At 36.9% G+C, this 16,900-nt stretch carries 13 protein-coding genes; 8 read left to right on the top strand and 5 right to left on the bottom strand.

Annotated elements, in window-relative coordinates; genetic code table 11:
* Nucleotides 1–6: 6 nt before the first annotated feature.
* Nucleotides 7–819, top strand: coding sequence for a 23S rRNA pseudouridine(2604) synthase RluF (gene rluF, locus LPC20_RS05755; protein ID WP_229323387.1), 813 nt, complete (start codon nt 7–9; stop codon nt 817–819).
* A 160-nt stretch (nt 820–979) separates the two neighbouring features.
* Here the strand turns inward: rluF and LPC20_RS05750 are convergent, their stop codons facing one another.
* Together LPC20_RS05750 and ffh are read right to left on the bottom strand one after the other, a co-directional pair.
* Complete coding sequence (locus LPC20_RS05750) at nt 980–1,861, bottom strand: bifunctional 5,10-methylenetetrahydrofolate dehydrogenase/5,10-methenyltetrahydrofolate cyclohydrolase (protein ID WP_229323385.1); 882 nt, start codon at nt 1,859–1,861, stop codon at nt 980–982.
* Between the two features lie 198 nt (nt 1,862–2,059).
* Complete coding sequence (ffh, locus tag LPC20_RS05745) at nt 2,060–3,418, bottom strand: signal recognition particle protein (RefSeq protein WP_229323383.1); 1,359 nt, start codon at nt 3,416–3,418, stop codon at nt 2,060–2,062.
* A gap of 252 nt (nt 3,419–3,670) precedes the next feature.
* Here ffh and LPC20_RS05740 point away from each other — a divergent pair, with 252 nt between their 5' ends.
* From LPC20_RS05740 to LPC20_RS05725, 4 genes are all read left to right on the top strand, one after another.
* Nucleotides 3,671–4,021 (top strand): hypothetical protein, encoded by a 351-nt coding sequence (locus LPC20_RS05740; RefSeq protein WP_229323381.1) that lies wholly within the window; start codon nt 3,671–3,673, stop codon nt 4,019–4,021.
* A gap of 92 nt (nt 4,022–4,113) precedes the next feature.
* Entirely contained in the window at nt 4,114–5,229 is a 1,116-nt protein-coding gene (locus tag LPC20_RS05735) for an efflux RND transporter periplasmic adaptor subunit (protein WP_229323379.1), read from the top strand.
* 21 nt (nt 5,230–5,250) lie between these two features.
* On the top strand, nt 5,251–8,379 hold the full coding sequence (locus tag LPC20_RS05730; protein WP_229323377.1) for an efflux RND transporter permease subunit: 3,129 nt from the start codon (nt 5,251–5,253) through the stop codon (nt 8,377–8,379).
* Between the two features lie 21 nt (nt 8,380–8,400).
* Nucleotides 8,401–9,825, top strand: coding sequence for an efflux transporter outer membrane subunit (locus LPC20_RS05725; protein WP_229323375.1), 1,425 nt, complete (start codon nt 8,401–8,403; stop codon nt 9,823–9,825).
* A 165-nt stretch (nt 9,826–9,990) separates the two neighbouring features.
* Here LPC20_RS05725 and argS read toward each other — a convergent pair whose 3' ends face one another.
* The 3 genes from argS to LPC20_RS05710 form a co-directional block, all read right to left on the bottom strand.
* On the bottom strand, nt 9,991–11,769 hold the full coding sequence (gene argS / locus LPC20_RS05720) for an arginine--tRNA ligase (protein WP_229323373.1): 1,779 nt from the start codon (nt 11,767–11,769) through the stop codon (nt 9,991–9,993).
* Nucleotides 11,770–11,932: 163 nt separating this feature from the next.
* Nucleotides 11,933–12,940: a 3-oxoacyl-ACP synthase III family protein gene (locus tag LPC20_RS05715; protein WP_229323371.1), complete on the bottom strand. Its 1,008-nt coding sequence runs from the start codon at nt 12,938–12,940 to the stop codon at nt 11,933–11,935.
* Nucleotides 12,941–13,027: 87 nt separating this feature from the next.
* Nucleotides 13,028–13,954 carry an ABC transporter ATP-binding protein gene (locus LPC20_RS05710; RefSeq protein WP_229323369.1) on the bottom strand — a complete coding sequence of 309 codons (927 nt, stop codon included), beginning with the start codon at nt 13,952–13,954 and terminating at the stop codon, nt 13,028–13,030.
* 138 nt (nt 13,955–14,092) lie between these two features.
* On the opposite strand from LPC20_RS05710, the gene htpG reads away from it, so the two are divergent.
* The 3 genes from htpG (at nt 14,093) to LPC20_RS05695 (ending at nt 16,836) form a co-directional block, all read left to right on the top strand.
* Nucleotides 14,093–15,976, top strand: coding sequence for a molecular chaperone HtpG (gene htpG / locus LPC20_RS05705; protein WP_229323367.1), 1,884 nt, complete (start codon nt 14,093–14,095; stop codon nt 15,974–15,976).
* Between the two features lie 266 nt (nt 15,977–16,242).
* Complete coding sequence (locus LPC20_RS05700) at nt 16,243–16,524, top strand: type II toxin-antitoxin system RelE/ParE family toxin (protein WP_229323365.1); 282 nt, start codon at nt 16,243–16,245, stop codon at nt 16,522–16,524.
* A gap of 12 nt (nt 16,525–16,536) precedes the next feature.
* Nucleotides 16,537–16,836 carry a HigA family addiction module antitoxin gene (locus LPC20_RS05695; RefSeq protein WP_229323363.1) on the top strand — a complete coding sequence of 100 codons (300 nt, stop codon included), beginning with the start codon at nt 16,537–16,539 and terminating at the stop codon, nt 16,834–16,836.
* Nucleotides 16,837–16,900: the final 64 nt, after the last annotated feature.

Genomic DNA, 16,900 nt, shown 5'->3' with positions numbered 1-16,900 from the left:
GATCCTTTGGAAAATACAAACGAAAATCTAAAACGCCTTAATAAATTCATTGGAGAAACCGGCTATTGCTCTCGCAGAGAAGCCGATAAACTCATCGAAGAAGGAAGAGTGACCATTAACGGAATTGTTCCTGAAATGGGTACTAAAGTGTCTCCTGATGACGAAGTGCGTATAGACGGCAAACTGATTGTCGAGAAAAATGAGAAATCCATTTATTTGGCTTTCAATAAACCGGTTGGTATTGAATGTACTACTAATTTGGACGTTCGCGATAATATTGTCGATTACATCAATTATCCCAAGCGTATTTTCCCAATTGGTCGTTTAGACAAAGCCAGTGAAGGATTGATTTTTATGACCAATGACGGCGATATTGTCAACAAAATACTGCGTGCCAGAAACAATCACGAAAAAGAATACACAGTAACTGTAAATAGACCCATAACCGATCGTTTTATAGAGCGTATGGGGAATGGCGTTCCAATTTTGGAAACCGTAACCCGAAAATGTAAGGTGGAACAAATCAGCAAATACACCTTCAAAATTATTTTGACTCAAGGCTTGAATCGCCAAATTCGTAGAATGTGTGAATATTTAGGCTACGAAGTAACCGCTTTGAAACGCATCCGAATTATCAATATCTCGCTAGATGTTCCTGTGGGGCGCTACCGCGAATTAACCGATGCTGAAATCAAAGAATTAAACCAACTGATTGAACCGTCCAGCAAAACCGAAGAAGCCAGTTTACCCAAAGCAGAACCAACCCGACGAAAAATAGAATTTCCAAGAAGGGATGATTCTAAATTCAGAAGAAACTAATACTAAAAAAGAGGTTGTCATAAAAGTTTTATACTTGTCAAACTGAACTTGTTTCAGTTTCTATAAATATTTGATTTCAATATTTAAAGATTCCGAAATAAATTCGGAATGACAAAAATGTAGCTTTTAAGACAACCTCTTTTGCTTATTCTATATTCTTTTATTTTCTAGCTCTAATTTGTCTTGCCAAAAGTGTGTTTTTCAACAACATCGCAATCGTCATAGGTCCTACTCCACCAGGAACTGGCGTAATAAAAGAAGATTTTTTACTAACCTCATCAAAATCAACATCACCAGTAATTACATAGCCTTTTGGGTGCGAAGCATCTTCTACTCTAGTGATACCTACGTCAATGACTACTACACCGTCTTTTACCATATCCGCTTTCAAATAATTAGGCACGCCTAAAGCTGTGATAATGATATCGGCATTCTTAGTATATTCTTCGATGTTTTTAGTTCTACTGTGAGTTAAGGTTACCGTTGAATCTCCAGGATAGCCTTTGCGACTCATTAAAATACTCATTGGTCGACCCACAATATGACTTCTTCCAATAACGACAGTATGTTTTCCTGCGGTTTCTACTTTGTAACGCTCTAACAACTGCATGATTCCAAACGGAGTAGCTGGCAAAAAGGTTTCCATTTCCAAAGCCATTTTACCAAAATTCGTTGGGTGAAAACCATCCACATCTTTATCCGGGTGAATCGCCATCAATATCTTTTCTTCGTTGATGTGTTTTGGCAAAGGCAACTGAACAATAAAGCCGTCCAAATTGTCGTCTTCGTTCAAATCAGCAATCTTAGCTAACAATTCGCTTTCGGTAATCGTTTCTGGCAAAGACACCAAAGTCGATTCGAAACCAATTTGTTCACAAGAACGCACTTTGCTGCCCACATAAGTCAAGCTAGCGCCGTTATTCCCAACCAAAACTGCGGCTAAGTGAGGTACTTTCTCGCCTTTGGCTTTCATTATTTGAACCTCGGCTGCAATTTCTTGTTTGATTTCTTCCGAAGTCTTTTTTCCGTCTAGTAGTTGCATTGTATTGTGTTGTATTAGTTTATTTGTTTAAGAGTTTATTTGTTTAAAATTGATCAAATTAAAAAATAAACCCTTACTAGTGTGTTGTAATTATAACCTTGTAACCCTTAACCTTATAACCTTATAACCTTATAACCTTATAACCTTATAACCTTATAACCTTATAACCTTATAACCTTATAACCTTTTAACCTTTAATTATCTCATCCCCGGCATACCACCTGGCATTCCTTTCATTCCGCCCATCATTTTCATTAGGTTTTTACCTCCAGGACCTTGCATCATTTTCATCATTTTACTCATTTGCTCAAACTGTTTCATCAATTGATTCACCTGTTCGATTTTGGTACCAGAACCTTTAGCAATTCTCGTTTTACGTTTCATATCAATCAAAGCGGGTTTGCTTCTTTCAATAGGCGTCATCGAATGGATAATCGCTTCAATATGTTTGAAAGCATCGTCTTCAATCTCTACATCTTTCATGGCTTTAGAAGCACCTGGTATCATTCCCACCAAGTCTTTCATATTACCCATTTTCTTTACTTGTTGAATTTGTGACAAGAAATCGTCAAAACCAAATTCGTTCTTCGCAATTTTCTTCTGTAATTTTCGAGCTTCTTCTTCGTTGTATTGTTCTTGCGCTCTTTCTACCAAAGACACAACGTCTCCCATTCCAAGGATACGTTCTGCCATACGATCTGGATAGAACACATCAATCGCTTCCATTTTTTCGCCAGTACCTACAAACTTAATCGGTTTGTTAACAACTGATTTAATAGAAAGCGCGGCTCCACCACGAGTATCTCCATCTAATTTGGTTAAGATAACTCCGTCAAAATTCAATCTGTCGTTGAAAGTTTTAGCTGTATTTACCGCATCTTGTCCAGTCATCGAATCGACAACAAACAAAGTTTCTTGCGGTTGAATCGCTTTATGAACGCGTTCAATTTCGTTCATCATTTCCTCATCTACTGCTAGACGACCAGCGGTATCGACAATCACTACGTTAAAACCATTGGCTTTAGCGTGTTTGATGGCGTTTTGCGCAATTTCAACAGGATTTTTATTTTCAGGTTCTGAGTACACCTCAACCCCAATAGAATCTCCTACCACATACAATTGCTGAATCGCAGCTGGACGGTAAATATCACAAGCCACCAAAAGTGGTTTCTTTCCTTTTTTAGTTTGTAAATAATTAGCTAATTTTCCAGAGAAAGTCGTTTTTCCAGAACCTTGTAAACCCGACATCAAGATCACCGTTGGCGCTCCCGAAAGATTAATTCCAGCCACATCGCCACCCATCAATTCCGTCAATTCGTCTTTGACCAACTTCACTAACAATTGCCCTGGTTGCAATGTCGTCAATACATCTTGACCCATGGCTTTGTCTTTTACTTTGGCAGTAAAATCTTTAGCAATTTTAAAGTTCACATCGGCATCCAATAACGCACGACGCACTTCTTTCAAAGTTTCCGCAACATTAATCTCAGTGATTTTTCCGTGTCCTTTTAATACGTGAAAGGCTTTATCTAATTTTTCGCTTAAATTACTAAACATACTCTATACTTTTTTTGAAACGCAAAGATAAACTAATTCAATAATTAGGCAATTCAATACTAAAGATAAATACGTTAACTATTTGTTAGTATAAAAGCAAAAAAATAATTTTAATTATAGATTTAACTAATTTAAAATCATTCATTTAACTCCTTAAAAGCTTCATTTAGCAAAAATAAATAGTTAAAAAAAAATTAAATTTTTTTGAAAAATTATTTCAGGAATTGTATTGAGATATATTTGCACTCAAATATGAAAAACAAAGTTTCAAATACAGGCAAAATACTCTCCTTGATTGCATTTTCAATTTATGCAATTATGGTGGGTCTTACTACCTTTGAAATTTCTTTAGAGAAAGAGTCTGCGTTCAATTTAATTGCAATGCATGATGCTGACAACAACTCGGGCAACGACAATTCTACAGACAATAATCAGTTAACTAATATTGATATAGAAGACACCACTGATTACTGGATTTCAAAAAATTTCTTCGAATTTAAAGTTCCAAAACAACTTATATCTAATTCTTTATCTTTCAATTACAAAGAATCAGACCAATTGCAATTTCAAATTGACATTGTATCTCCACCGCCTCAGGTGTAGCATTTACTAAATAGTTATTTCGGTTGTACTTTGAACGTGTAACCCATTCTTCTTGTTATTTACATTAACAATACCTTTTAATTATTCTATAAATGAAAAAAATTACTATGTGTGTTAGTCTGACTTTATTGTTAGGCCTAACAGTTGCTTGCAATTCTAATAAAAACGAAAAAATTGGTTTTGAAAAATATCCCACAACAAAACCAATACTTGTAGATACTACCATAACGAATGAATATGTAGCTGATATTCAATCCATTCAAAATGTGGAAATTAGAACAAAAATTAATGGCTTTATCGAAAAAATTCATGTTGATGAAGGAAAACCGGTAAAAGCAGGTCAGCTCTTGTTTACAATCAATAGCCAAACTTTTCAAAAAGATCTTTTGAAAGCAAAGGCTATGGTAAAAAATGCTATTGCGGAGGCAAAAAACGCAGAGTTGGATTTACAGAATGTGAAATTATTAGCTGGTAAAAATGTAGTCTCAAAAACAGAATTGGAAAAAGCTCAGGCCAACTATTCTGCTGCTCTAGCCCGTGTAGAAGAACACAAAGCCAATCAAGAGTCGGCCGAAATTCATTTGGCAATGACTAAAATACGCGCTCCGTTCAATGGAATAATCAATAGAATTCCGTTCAAAATTGGAAGTTTAATTAATGAAGGCACATTGCTAACCACCATTTCAAACAACAATCAGGTTTATGCCTATTTCAATGTATCGGAAAAAGAATATTTGCAGATTAAAGAACAGCGAAGCGAGAAATCTCATGATGATATTACGCTCCTTTTGGCAAACAATAAACCTCACGATTACAAAGGAACTATTGAAACCATAGAAGGCGAATTTGATCAAAACACCGGAAATATAGCCTTTAGAGCCAAATTCCCAAATCCGAATTTATTATTAAAACACGGATCGAGTGGGAAAATACAATTGACCAACTCAATACAAAATGCGTTGATAATTCCTCAAAAAGCAACCTTCGAAATTCAAGACAAACAATATGTTTTTGTAATTGACAAAAAAAATGTTGTTCGTTCAAGAGCAATCGAAGTTCAGCAACGATTACAACATCTGTACATCATCAAAAACGGACTTTCAGTAGAAGATCAAGTACTCTATGAAGGAATCCAAAACCTTAAAGAAGGGGATACAATTAGCCCACAAGTTATTGCTATGAAAGCACTAATGTCTAAACTGAAATAAGAAATAAATAAAAACCAACTTATGTTTTCAAAATTCATTCACAGACCCGTACTTTCAATTGTAATTTCGCTCATGATTGTACTTTTAGGAGTAGTGTCGCTGACACAATTGCCTATGACCCAATTCCCGGATATTGCTCCTCCTGAAGTAACTGTAACAACTAAATATACCGGTGCCAATGCCGAAGCCTGTGTAAAAGCCGTTGTAGTGACCCTAGAAAGAGCTGTAAATGGAGTGCCTGGAATGGCGTATATGTCCTCTGTATCTGGTAACGACGGAACCAGTGTCATAAATATCATTTTCAAAGCAGGAACCGATCCTGAAATTGCTGCCGTAAATGTTCAAAACCGTGTTTCTTCCGTTTTGGATGAGCTCCCTGAAGAAGTAATCAAGTCAGGAGTAATTGTAGAAAAAGTACAAAACAGTATGTTGCTCTATTTAAACGTACTGAGTTCTGACCCCAACTTGGACGAAAAGTTTTTGTACAACTTTGCAGATATCAATATTCTACCCGAACTAAAACGAATTGAAGGAGTTGGATTTGCAGACATAATGGGACAACGTGAATACGCCATGCGTGTTTGGTTAAATCCTGTAAAAATGGCGGCTTACAAAATTTCGACTGAAGATGTAGTTCAAAGTTTGAAACAACAAAATATAGAAGCCGCACCAGGAAAAGTGGGTGAAAGTTCGGGCAAAAAAGAACAATCTTTACAATATGTTGTGAAGTATGCCGGGAAATACAACACCAAAGAGCAATATGAAAACGTGGTAATTAAGCGCAATTTTGAAGGGGAATTGCTGCGCTTAAAAGATGTAGCTGAGATTGAATTTGGTTCATTGGATTACGATGTGCTTTCTAAAGAAAACGGAAAACCTTCTGCAGCCATTGTATTGAAGCAACGACCTGGAAGTAATGCCAGCGATGTAATCCAAAACATCAAAAGCAAGATGGATGAGTTGCAAAAAATCTTTCCTTCTGGAATTTCTTATACGTATAGCTATGATGTTTCCAACTTTCTAAACGCATCCATCGAAGGCGTTTTGTATACCTTAATTGAAGCCTTTTTATTGGTTGCATTAGTGGTATTTGTTTTCTTAGGAGATTTTAGATCCACTTTAATTCCTGCTATTGCGGTACCCATTTCCTTAATTGGAACCTTCTTTTTTATGCAATTATTTGGTTTCTCCATTAACTTAATTACGCTATTCGCCTTGGTATTGGCAATTGGAATTGTAGTTGATAATGCCATCGTAGTTGTAGAAGCGGTACACGCCAAAATGGAAGAACTGCATCTGGATCCAAAAGCGGCTACCGAAGAAGCGATGAAAGAAATTGGAGGTGCTATCATCGCCATTACACTCGTAATGTCGGCAGTATTTATCCCAGTTGCTTTTTTACCTGGACCAACAGGGGTATTTTACAGACAGTTTTCTTTGACTATGGCTATTGCAATTGTGCTATCCGGAATTAGTGCATTGACACTAACACCTGCCTTGTGTGCTTTGCTTTTAAAAAACACCCATGGGCAAGAAAGAAAACCTACATTAATCAACCGATTTATTGATGCGTTCAACTCCAAATACAATCGAGTTGCAGAACGCTACCGAAGACTATTGGAAATAATCGTTAATCGAAGAGTGGTGACTGTTGTAGCCTTGTTAGCCTTTTGTGTGGCTACCTTTGGATTGGGTAAAATTGTCCCTTCAGGGTTTATCCCTAATGAAGATCAAGGAACAATTTATGCCAGTATTACCACTCCATCTGGAGCAACATTAGAACGATCTGAAGATGTAGTAGATGCGATTCAAAAAGCCGCTTTGGAAAACCAAAATGTAGCCTCAGTTTCTACATTAGCGGGTTACAATTTTCTTACGGATGGAACAGGAGCTTCGTATGGAATGAACTTGATTAGTTTAAAAAGCTGGAAAGAACGCAAGGGAATAACAGATCAAAACATTATTACTGAATTAAAGGAGAAAACCCGTCACATTAAAGATGCTAAAATCGAATTTTTCACTCCGCCACCAGTGCCTGGTTATGGTAACTCTAGTGGATTTGAACTTAGAATTTTGGATAAAACCGGAAAAAGTGACTTGAAAAAATTAGAAACTGTAGCTACCGATTTTGCCAATGAACTGAATAAAAATGAAGCTATCAAAAATACGTTTTCTTCTTTTGATGCCAGTTTTCCTCAGTTTATGGTGAATATTGATAATGCTAAAGCCGCTCAGAAAGGAGTAAACATCAATGAGGTTTTGGGTACTTTACAAACCTATCTAGGTAGTGATTATGCCACTAATTTCATTCGGTTCAACCAAATGTACAAAGTGATGGTGCAATCTTCGCCGGAGTTCAGATCGAAACCTGAAGATATTTTAAAATTGTACACCAAAAATTCAGAAGGAGAAATGGTAGCGATGTCTTCTTTCTTGACTATCGAAAAAGTATATGGTCCAGAACAAATTACCCGCTACAATATGTATCCTGCAGCTATGCTTAATGGAGAGCCAAAAGAAGGCTACAGTAGTGGTCAAGCCATTGATGCTATCAAAAAAGTAGCCGAAGAAAAACTCCCAAAAGGATATGGATTCGATTGGGGAGGTTCATCGAGAGAACAGGCCAATGCCGGAAACGAAGCGGTGTACATCTTCTTGATTTGTTTGTTGTTCATTTACTTATTGCTTTCGGCGCAATACGAAAGTTTTGTCCTTCCGCTTGCTGTGATTTTATCACTTCCAACGGGTGTTTTTGGGGCGTTCTTTCTCTTGGCAACATTAGGTTTAGAAAACAATATTTATGCGCAAGTTGCTATGATTATGCTTATTGGTCTTTTGGGTAAAAATGCCGTTTTGATTATCGAATTTGCGGTTTTGAAAAACAAAGAAGGCCTTTCGCCACTGAAAGCAGCTATAGAAGGAGCAGTAGCGCGTTTGCGACCAATCTTGATGACTTCCTTTGCATTCATCGCCGGATTAATTCCGTTAGTGATCGCATCAGGAGCCGGAGCAATTGGAAACAGAACTATTGGAACTGCTGCTGCAGGAGGAATGCTTTTTGGAACTGTTTTTGGAATTCTAATTATTCCGGGACTGTATTTGATTTTTGCACTCATAGCTGAAAAACTATCCAAAAAAACAACGAATTAAATCAACTGATATTCATACACTATGTCACAATTCAAAAAAATAATGGGTTTGATGATTGTCTTGCTGGCTTTTATGGCGTGCAAAACAAAAGCAATACCAACTGATAAGGACCAAAAACCGTTGCCCGAAAGGTATACAAATCAATCAGACACTGTCAACTCGGGCAGCTTACAATGGCAGCTTTTTTACAAAGATGATAATCTGAAAAAACTGATTGAAACGGCGCTTAGCAATAACTTTGATCTTTTGGCTGCGGTACAAAAAATAGAAATCGCTCAAAATCAATTCCGATTGAAGAAAAGCGAGCTCTTGCCGCTGGTAAATGCAGGTGCAGGAATTGCACAGCGAAAATTTGGTTTATTCACTATGGATGGAGCCGGAAACGCCTCTACTAATATTCGCCCGAATCAAATCGTACCGGAACACTTACCTGATTATCAGGTTGGATTGAATACCAGCTGGGAAGCCGATGTTTGGGGAAAATTGAAAAACAAAAAGAAAGCCGCTTTAGCGCGATACAGCGGAAGCATAGAAGCGAAGAATGCCATTCAGTCTATTTTAATTGCAGAAATCGCTGCTACTTATTATGAATTAATCGCTTTGGATAACGAATTGGATATTATCAAGGAAACTGCTGTCTTGCAACAAGCTGCTTTGGATATTATTAAATTGAAAAAAGAAGCGGGCGTGTACAATGAATTAGCGGTAAAACAATTTGAAGGCCAAGTGTTTAACTCTAAATCTTTCGAGTTGAATATCCTTCAGTTGATTCAAATTACCGAGAACCATTTGAACTTTTTGTGCGGCCGATTTCCACAAGCAATTGCAAGAGATAAAACAACATTTAGCTCTTTTGATTTCAAAATCAGCACCGGAATTCCCTCACAGCTTTTGGCCTTACGACCTGATATTCGCGAAGTAGAATTGGAATTAGCAGCAGCCAAATGCGATGTGAAAGCAGCCAAAGCAGCCTTTTACCCCTCCTTCACGATGACTGGGACAGTTGGTTTTCAGGCCTTTCAATCGGCTTTGCTGTTTCAAACGCCAGCCTCTTTTGCCTATACCATTTTAGGAGGCATTAGTGCGCCACTGCTCAACAGAAGAGCAATCAAAGTACAATTCAATACAGCCAAAGCACTTCAAACGGAGAGTCTTCTCAAATACCAAAAAACAGTTTTGAATGGCTATATTGAAGTCGCTAATGAAATGGCAACTATTGAAACACTAGAAAAAACCCTTGACCTTAAAAATAAAGAAGTGTATTCCTATGAGAAATCTGTAGAAATAGCCAATGATTTATTCAAGTCAGGTAGAGCCAATTACTTAGAAGTCTTAACGGCACAACGAACGGCTTTAGAATCAAAAATAGATTTGATCAACACCAAAAAATCGCAATACAAAGCATCCATCAATTTGTATAAAGCATTGGGTGGAGGTTGGCAATAAAACCATACTAGGGCAGCTCATCGCTGCCCTATTCTATTCCATTAAATTGGTAAAAAAAGGGAACCGAAAAATTCGCGTCAGCTGCTAAATAATTAAATAACAATAATTTTAAAACAAAAAAACGACCCCTAAAGGTCGTTTTCATTTATAATAGAGTTTCAGTTTTTACATTCTTTCCGGAACATTAATTCCTAACAAACTAAACGAAGAAGCAATCGTATCGGCTACTTTTTTAGACAGTTGGACTCTGAATATTTTCTTTTCTTGGTTTTCTTCGCCCAAGATAGGCACCGCTTGGTAAAACGAATTGTATTCACGCACCAACTCATAGGTATAATTGGCAATCAAAGCGGGACTATGATTTTGAGCTGCATTCTGAATTACTTCTGGATACAATTCAATTTGTTTCAACAGTTCTTTTTCTTTTTCGTGCAAGTCGGTAGTTTTGGCTGTAGCCGAAAAATCAAAAGTCGCTTTACGAATAATCGACTGAATACGCGCATAAGTATATTGAATAAACGGCCCTGTGTTTCCAGCAAAATCAACAGATTCTTCTGGATTGAACAAGATGCGTTTTTTAGGATCTACTTTCAAAATGTAGTATTTCAAAGCACCCAAACCAATCGTATTGTATAATTTGGTTTTCTCTTCTTCTGAATAGCCTTCTAATTTCCCTAATTCTTCTGAAATGTTTTGCGCTGTACTCGTCATTTCTTGCATTAAATCATCCGCATCGACTACGGTTCCTTCACGGCTTTTCATCTTCCCTGAAGGCAAGTCCACCATTCCGTACGATAAGTGATACAAGCTTGAAGCCCAATCAAAACCTAGTTTTTGCAAAATCAAAAACAAGACTTTGAAATGGTAATCTTGTTCGTTACCCACCGTGTATACCATACCTCCCACATCGGGATGGTCTTTCACACGTTGGATCGCTGTACCAATATCTTGGGTCATATAGACCGCTGTCCCGTCGGAACGCAACACGATTTTTCGGTCCAAACCTTCGTCAGTCAAATCAATCCAAACCGAACCGTCTGGATCTTTTTCAAAAACGCCTTTTTCCAAACCAATTTGAACCACGTCTTTTCCTAATAAATAGGTATTGCTTTCGTAGTAAAAGCTATCAAAATTCACTCCTAAATTGCTGTAAGTAGTCGCAAAACCATCGTACACCCATTGGTTCATCATCGCCCAAAGGGATTTCACTTCCTCATCTCCTGCTTCCCATCTCAGCAACATTTCTTGCGCTTCTAGAATGATTGGCGCTTGTTTTTTGGCTTCTTCTTCTGTTTTACCCGCAGCCATTAATTGGTTGATTTCTTCTTTGTAGGCTTTATCAAAAGCTACATAGTAATTACCAACTAATTTATCTCCTTTTAATCCTGTGGAAGCGGGCGTTTCACCATTCCCAAATTTTTTCCAAGCCAACATCGACTTGCAAATATGGATCCCACGGTCGTTGATAATTTGGGTTTTATAGACTTTTTTACCCGATGCTTTCAAAATCTCAGCCACTGAATAGCCTAACAAATTGTTACGAACGTGTCCTAAGTGCAAGGGCTTGTTGGTATTGGGCGAAGAATACTCCACCATTACCGCCTTGTCGGAAGGATTTGGCGTTACAAAACCGTATTTTGCATCGTCTTTGATTCCGTTAAAGAAATTCAAGTAATACGAATCCGATATTACAATATTCAAAAATCCAGACACCACATTAAAACGGGCTACTTCTGGAACATTCTCCACCAAATAATTCCCAATTTTGTTTCCTAACTCCACCGGGTTGCTTTTTACCAATTTCAACAAAGGAAAAATAACCATTGTAATATCGCCTTCAAACTCCTTGCGGGTAGCCTGAAACTCTACTTTATCAACGGATACTTCAAATAAATCTTGAATCGCTTTTGCTATAGATGGGGTAAGAATGTGTTGTAATGACATTGAATCTGTTTTTTTAAGAGTGCAAATATAAGGATTTCAGAAGGAAATAGAATAGCCTTTTTTCTATCGGTTTTGGTCCGCAAAACAAAAAGCCGAAAGAATTGAATCCTTCGGCTTTCTGATTTTGCTATTTTGCAACTATTGTATCATAATACAACTTGGACTACCATTTTATAATAGCACTTGCCCAAGTAAAGCCACTACCAAAAGCCGCTAAAACTACCGTATCTCCCGACTTGATTTTACCTAATTCCCAAGCTTCAGTTAAAGCAATTGGAACAGAGGCAGCAGTAGTGTTACCGTATTTCATAATATTGTTATAGACTTGATCGTCATTCAATCCGAATTTCTTCTGAATGAATTGTGATATTCTCAAATTCGCTTGGTGCGGAATCAACATATCAATATCAGAAACCTGAAGATTGTTGGCTTCCAAACCTTCGTTAATTACCTCAGCAAAACGAACTACTGCATTTTTAAATACAAATTGACCGTTCATGTATGGGAAATAAGTTTCGTCGTCTGGATCATTGTCTTTCAAAATATCCGTTACCCAACGACCGCCCATTCCTGGAGCTTTTACAATTAATTCTTCGGCATGAACTCCTTCTGAATGCAAATGCGTAGATAGAATTCCTTTGGTCAAATCTTCTTCACGGCTTACTATAGCAGCTCCTGCCCCATCTCCAAAAATAACCGAAACACCTCTACCACGCGTAGTCATGTCTAGTCCCGCTGAATGCACTTCAGAACCAATCACTAATACGTTCTTGTACATTCCAGATTTGATGTATTGATCAGCTACAGATAAGGCATAGATAAATCCAGAACATTGGTTTCTAACATCCAAAGCGCCCACAGTTCCTATACCTAAATCACGTTGTACTAAAACACCTGGACCTGGAAAATAGTAATCCGGACTTAGCGTAGCAAATACAATAAAATCAATATCGTTTTTATCAATTCCAGCGCGCTCAATTGCAATTTTTGCGGCTTTAACCCCCATAGAAGTAGTCGTGTCTTGACCCGGAATAATATGACGACGTTCTTGAATCCCTGTTCTCTCCTGAATCCATTCGTCATTAGTATCTATAACTTTCGATAAATCATCATTAGTTACAACATTGTCAGGAACATAAAATCCTAATCCTGTAATTTTTGAGTGGTACATATATTTATTTTTAGTCTTTAAATTGTATTATTTGATCTCAAAATGGAGCACTAAAGTAGCAAAATATTTGAAGTGCAATAGTAAATTTTAGAAAATGCTCTTTTTTAAGGCAATCGGCTGCCCTTTTTCTAAAGGCGTTAATGATTCAAAAAAAACGCTTTGCTTGTCTATTGCAACTTCCACTAAATAATGACTACCTCTAAAATAGCACTGTTGCACTATCCCTTTCAATGAGCCTTTCGGGTCCAACTTGAGTTGGTGTGGATAGATTAAATGGACTTTGCCATCCAATTCTAATTCATTGACTTCGCCAAAAAGTGAGGCCACATATTTATTTGTTGGATGAAGATAGAGTTGTTGAGGAGCCTCTTCGGCAATGATTTTCCCGTGTTGCATCACTATCGATTTGTCGGAAAAAGACAACGCATCCGTACTATCGTGTGTAGCAATGATGCAAGTGATTTTCTTTTCTTTTAAATACTGAAATACATTTCTGCGCAAGGCATTTTTCCTGAAAGAATCGATTTGACTAAAAGGTTCGTCCAGCAATAAAATTTGAGGTTCTAAGGCCAAAACACGAGCCAAAGCGACGCGTTGTTGTTGACCGCCACTCAAGTATTTGGCTTTGACTTTGGCAAATTCTGTCATTTCGACCATTTCGAGTAATTCACGCACTCTGGCTTTCTTTTTATCGCGATAGATATTGGAAAGAAACTTGCCCACATTTTCTTCAACAGTGATAAACGGCATCAAATCAAAATCTTGTGCCAAATATTTAATGTACTCTTCTCCCGGAATCAAATTGTACTTCGGACCCAAAATAGGGTTTCCGTTATAACTGATGCTACCCGAATCCAAATCGTACAAACCATAAATCAACTTGAGCAAGGTACTTTTACCGCAACCGCTTTCGCCAATGACAGCAATATTTTGTCCTTGTTGCGCCACAAAACTAAGCTCGTTAATTACGGCTTGATCAATGTAAGTAAACGAAATGTCCTTGAGTTCGAGCATAGTTGAGTTTAAAGAAGCCAAATTTACAATGTTTAATTTGAATCCTGGAAGGGTTGCGACAATTTGTCACATTTTAATAAAATGGTACTCTATTTGAAAACTAGCATTTCATCAATTTAAACTTAAAATTTATACACTATGACAACTGGAAAAATTAATGTTTCGGTAGAGAACATCTTCCCATTAATCAAGAAATTTTTATACAGCGATCACGAAATTTTCTTGCGCGAATTGATTTCAAATGGAACAGACGCTACCTTAAAATTAAAACACTTAACAAGTATTGGCGAAGCCAAAGTAGAGTATGGCAATCCCATTATTGAAGTAAAAATTGACAAAGAAGGCAAGAAACTGCACATCATTGATCAAGGTTTGGGAATGACTGCTGACGAAGTAGAAAAATACATCAACCAAGTAGCTTTTTCAGGAGCTGAAGAATTCTTGGACAAATACAAAGATTCGGCTAAAGATTCTGGAATTATTGGACACTTTGGTCTTGGATTCTACTCCGCTTTTATGGTGGCTGAAAAAGTAGAAATCATTACTAAATCATTCAAAGACGAACCAGCAGCGCATTGGACTTGCGACGGTAGTCCTGAATTTACTTTGGAACCAGCTGACAAAACCGACAGAGGAACCGAAATTATTTTGCATATCGCCGAAGATTCTGTAGAGTTTTTAGAAGAAGCTAAAATCAGAGAATTACTGAACCGTTACAATAAATTCATGCCGATTCCAATTAAATTTGGAACCAAAACTGAAACACTTCCGTTACCAGAAGGTGCTGCCGAAGACGCAAAACCAGAAACTATCGAAGTAGATAATATCATCAACAACCCAAATCCAGCTTGGACGAAACAACCGGCTGAATTAAACGAGGAAGACTACAAAAAGTTCTACCACGAGTTGTACCCAATGCAGTTTGAAGAGCCGTTATTCAACATTCACTTGAATGTAGATTATCCGTTCAACTTAACAGGAATTTTGTACTTCCCTAAATTGGGCTCGGATTTGCAAATCCAAAAAGACAAAATTCAGTTGTACCAAAACCAAGTGTTTGTTACGGATAATGTAGAAGGCATTGTTCCTGAATTCTTGACAATGTTAAAAGGAGTAATCGACTCACCAGACATTCCGTTGAACGTATCACGTTCAGGTTTACAAGCGGATGCTGCGGTGAAAAAAATCTCGAATTATATCACTCGTAAAGTAGCTGATAAACTAAAAGCATTATTCAATGACAATCGTGCCGATTTTGAACAAAAATGGAACGACATCAAAATTGTTTTGGAATACGGAATGCTGTCTGAAGATAAATTCTATGAAAAAGCAGGCGCTTTTGTTTTGTACCCAACGGTAGATGACAAGTACTTCACTTTGGAGGAGTTGAAAGAACAACTGAAAGAAAAGCAAACCGATAAAGACAATAAATTAGTAGTGTTGTACGCAAGCAACAAAGAAGCGCAACACTCTTACATTGAAATCGCTAAAGAAAAAGGATACGAAGTATTGTTGTTGGATTCGCCAATTATCTCTCACTTAATCCAAAAAATTGAAGGAGACAATAGTGAGATTCGTTTTGTACGTGTCGATTCAGACCACATTGATAATTTAATCAAGAAAGAAGATACCGCGATTTCTAAATTATCTGAAGACGAACAAACGAGTTTGAAAACCGTAGTAGAAACGATTGTTCCAAAACAAAACTATACCGTGCAATTGGAAGCCTTAGACAGTCAGTCTGCACCATTCATCATTACGCAACCCGAGTTTATGCGTAGAATGAAAGAAATGAGTCAAACTGGCGGTGGTATGTTTGGTATGGGCAATATGCCAGAAATGTACAATTTGGTAGTGAACACCAACTCCGATTTGGCTACAACCATTTTGAACACCGAAGACAAAAACACTCAAGAAAGCTTAGTTAAACAAGCCTTAGACTTGGCTAAATTGTCTCAAAACTTATTGAAAGGAGAAGCCTTAACCGCTTTTGTGAAACGTAGTTTTGAGTTGATTAAATAATTACGAACTTCGTATAAAATAAAAACCCTGCTAGACACTAGCAGGGTTTTTTGTTTTTAATATTTTTTAACCACATAGAAACATAGCAAAATCTATAATAAAAGATTAATCTAGACGTTTCACTCTTCACATTAGTACTATGTTAAAAACAGTGTTTTTTTCTAAAACCTCTTTTTCTGTTTATCCCACTTCAAAAATTCAACAACTTTTAGTGATTATAAAAAACAATTACTTATCTTTGGCGTTAGTATTGTAACACGTGAGTAGTGATAAAAAGTTTTAGCAATAAAGAGACAGAGAAAATATGGAATGGCATACAGTCAAAAAAATTGCCTTCCGAAATCCAAAATGTAGCTAGACGAAAATTAAGAATGATTAATAATGCTCAAAACATCACTGATTTGAGAATTCCACCCGCTAATCATTTAGAAAAATTGAGTGGCAACCTCTCTGGCCTTTATAGCATTAGAATTAATAATCAGTGGCGAATTATTTTTAATTGGGAAAACGACAATGCATACGAAGTACAAATTATTGATTATCATTAATAAATAAGTGTTATGGAAAATTTGAAAAACATACATCCTGGAGAAGTCTTAAAAGAAGAATTTCTTGAACCGCTTGGAATATCTGCCTATCGTTTGTCCAAAGAAACATTTATTCCTCAAACAAGAGTTAGTGAAATAGTAAAAGGTAAACGTAGAATCACTGCTGACACAGCGCTAAGACTTTCTCTATATTTTGGAACTAGTGCTAAATTTTGGCTTGGGCTTCAAGATGATTATGATCTAGAAGAAGAAAACAACTTAAAGAAAAATGATTTCAAAAACATAAAACCTATGGAAAATAACGCTGCATAATTGTGTGTCTTTCAATTGTAAAAACCCGAAATCAATGTTTCTCACCTTTAAATAACAATAAAAA

Source organism: Flavobacterium ammonificans, assembly GCF_020886115.1.
In the GTDB taxonomy this organism is placed as follows: domain Bacteria; phylum Bacteroidota; class Bacteroidia; order Flavobacteriales; family Flavobacteriaceae; genus Flavobacterium; species Flavobacterium ammonificans.
Note: the sequence above shows the minus strand (reverse complement) of the source record. Positions and strands in the feature narration are given on the sequence as shown.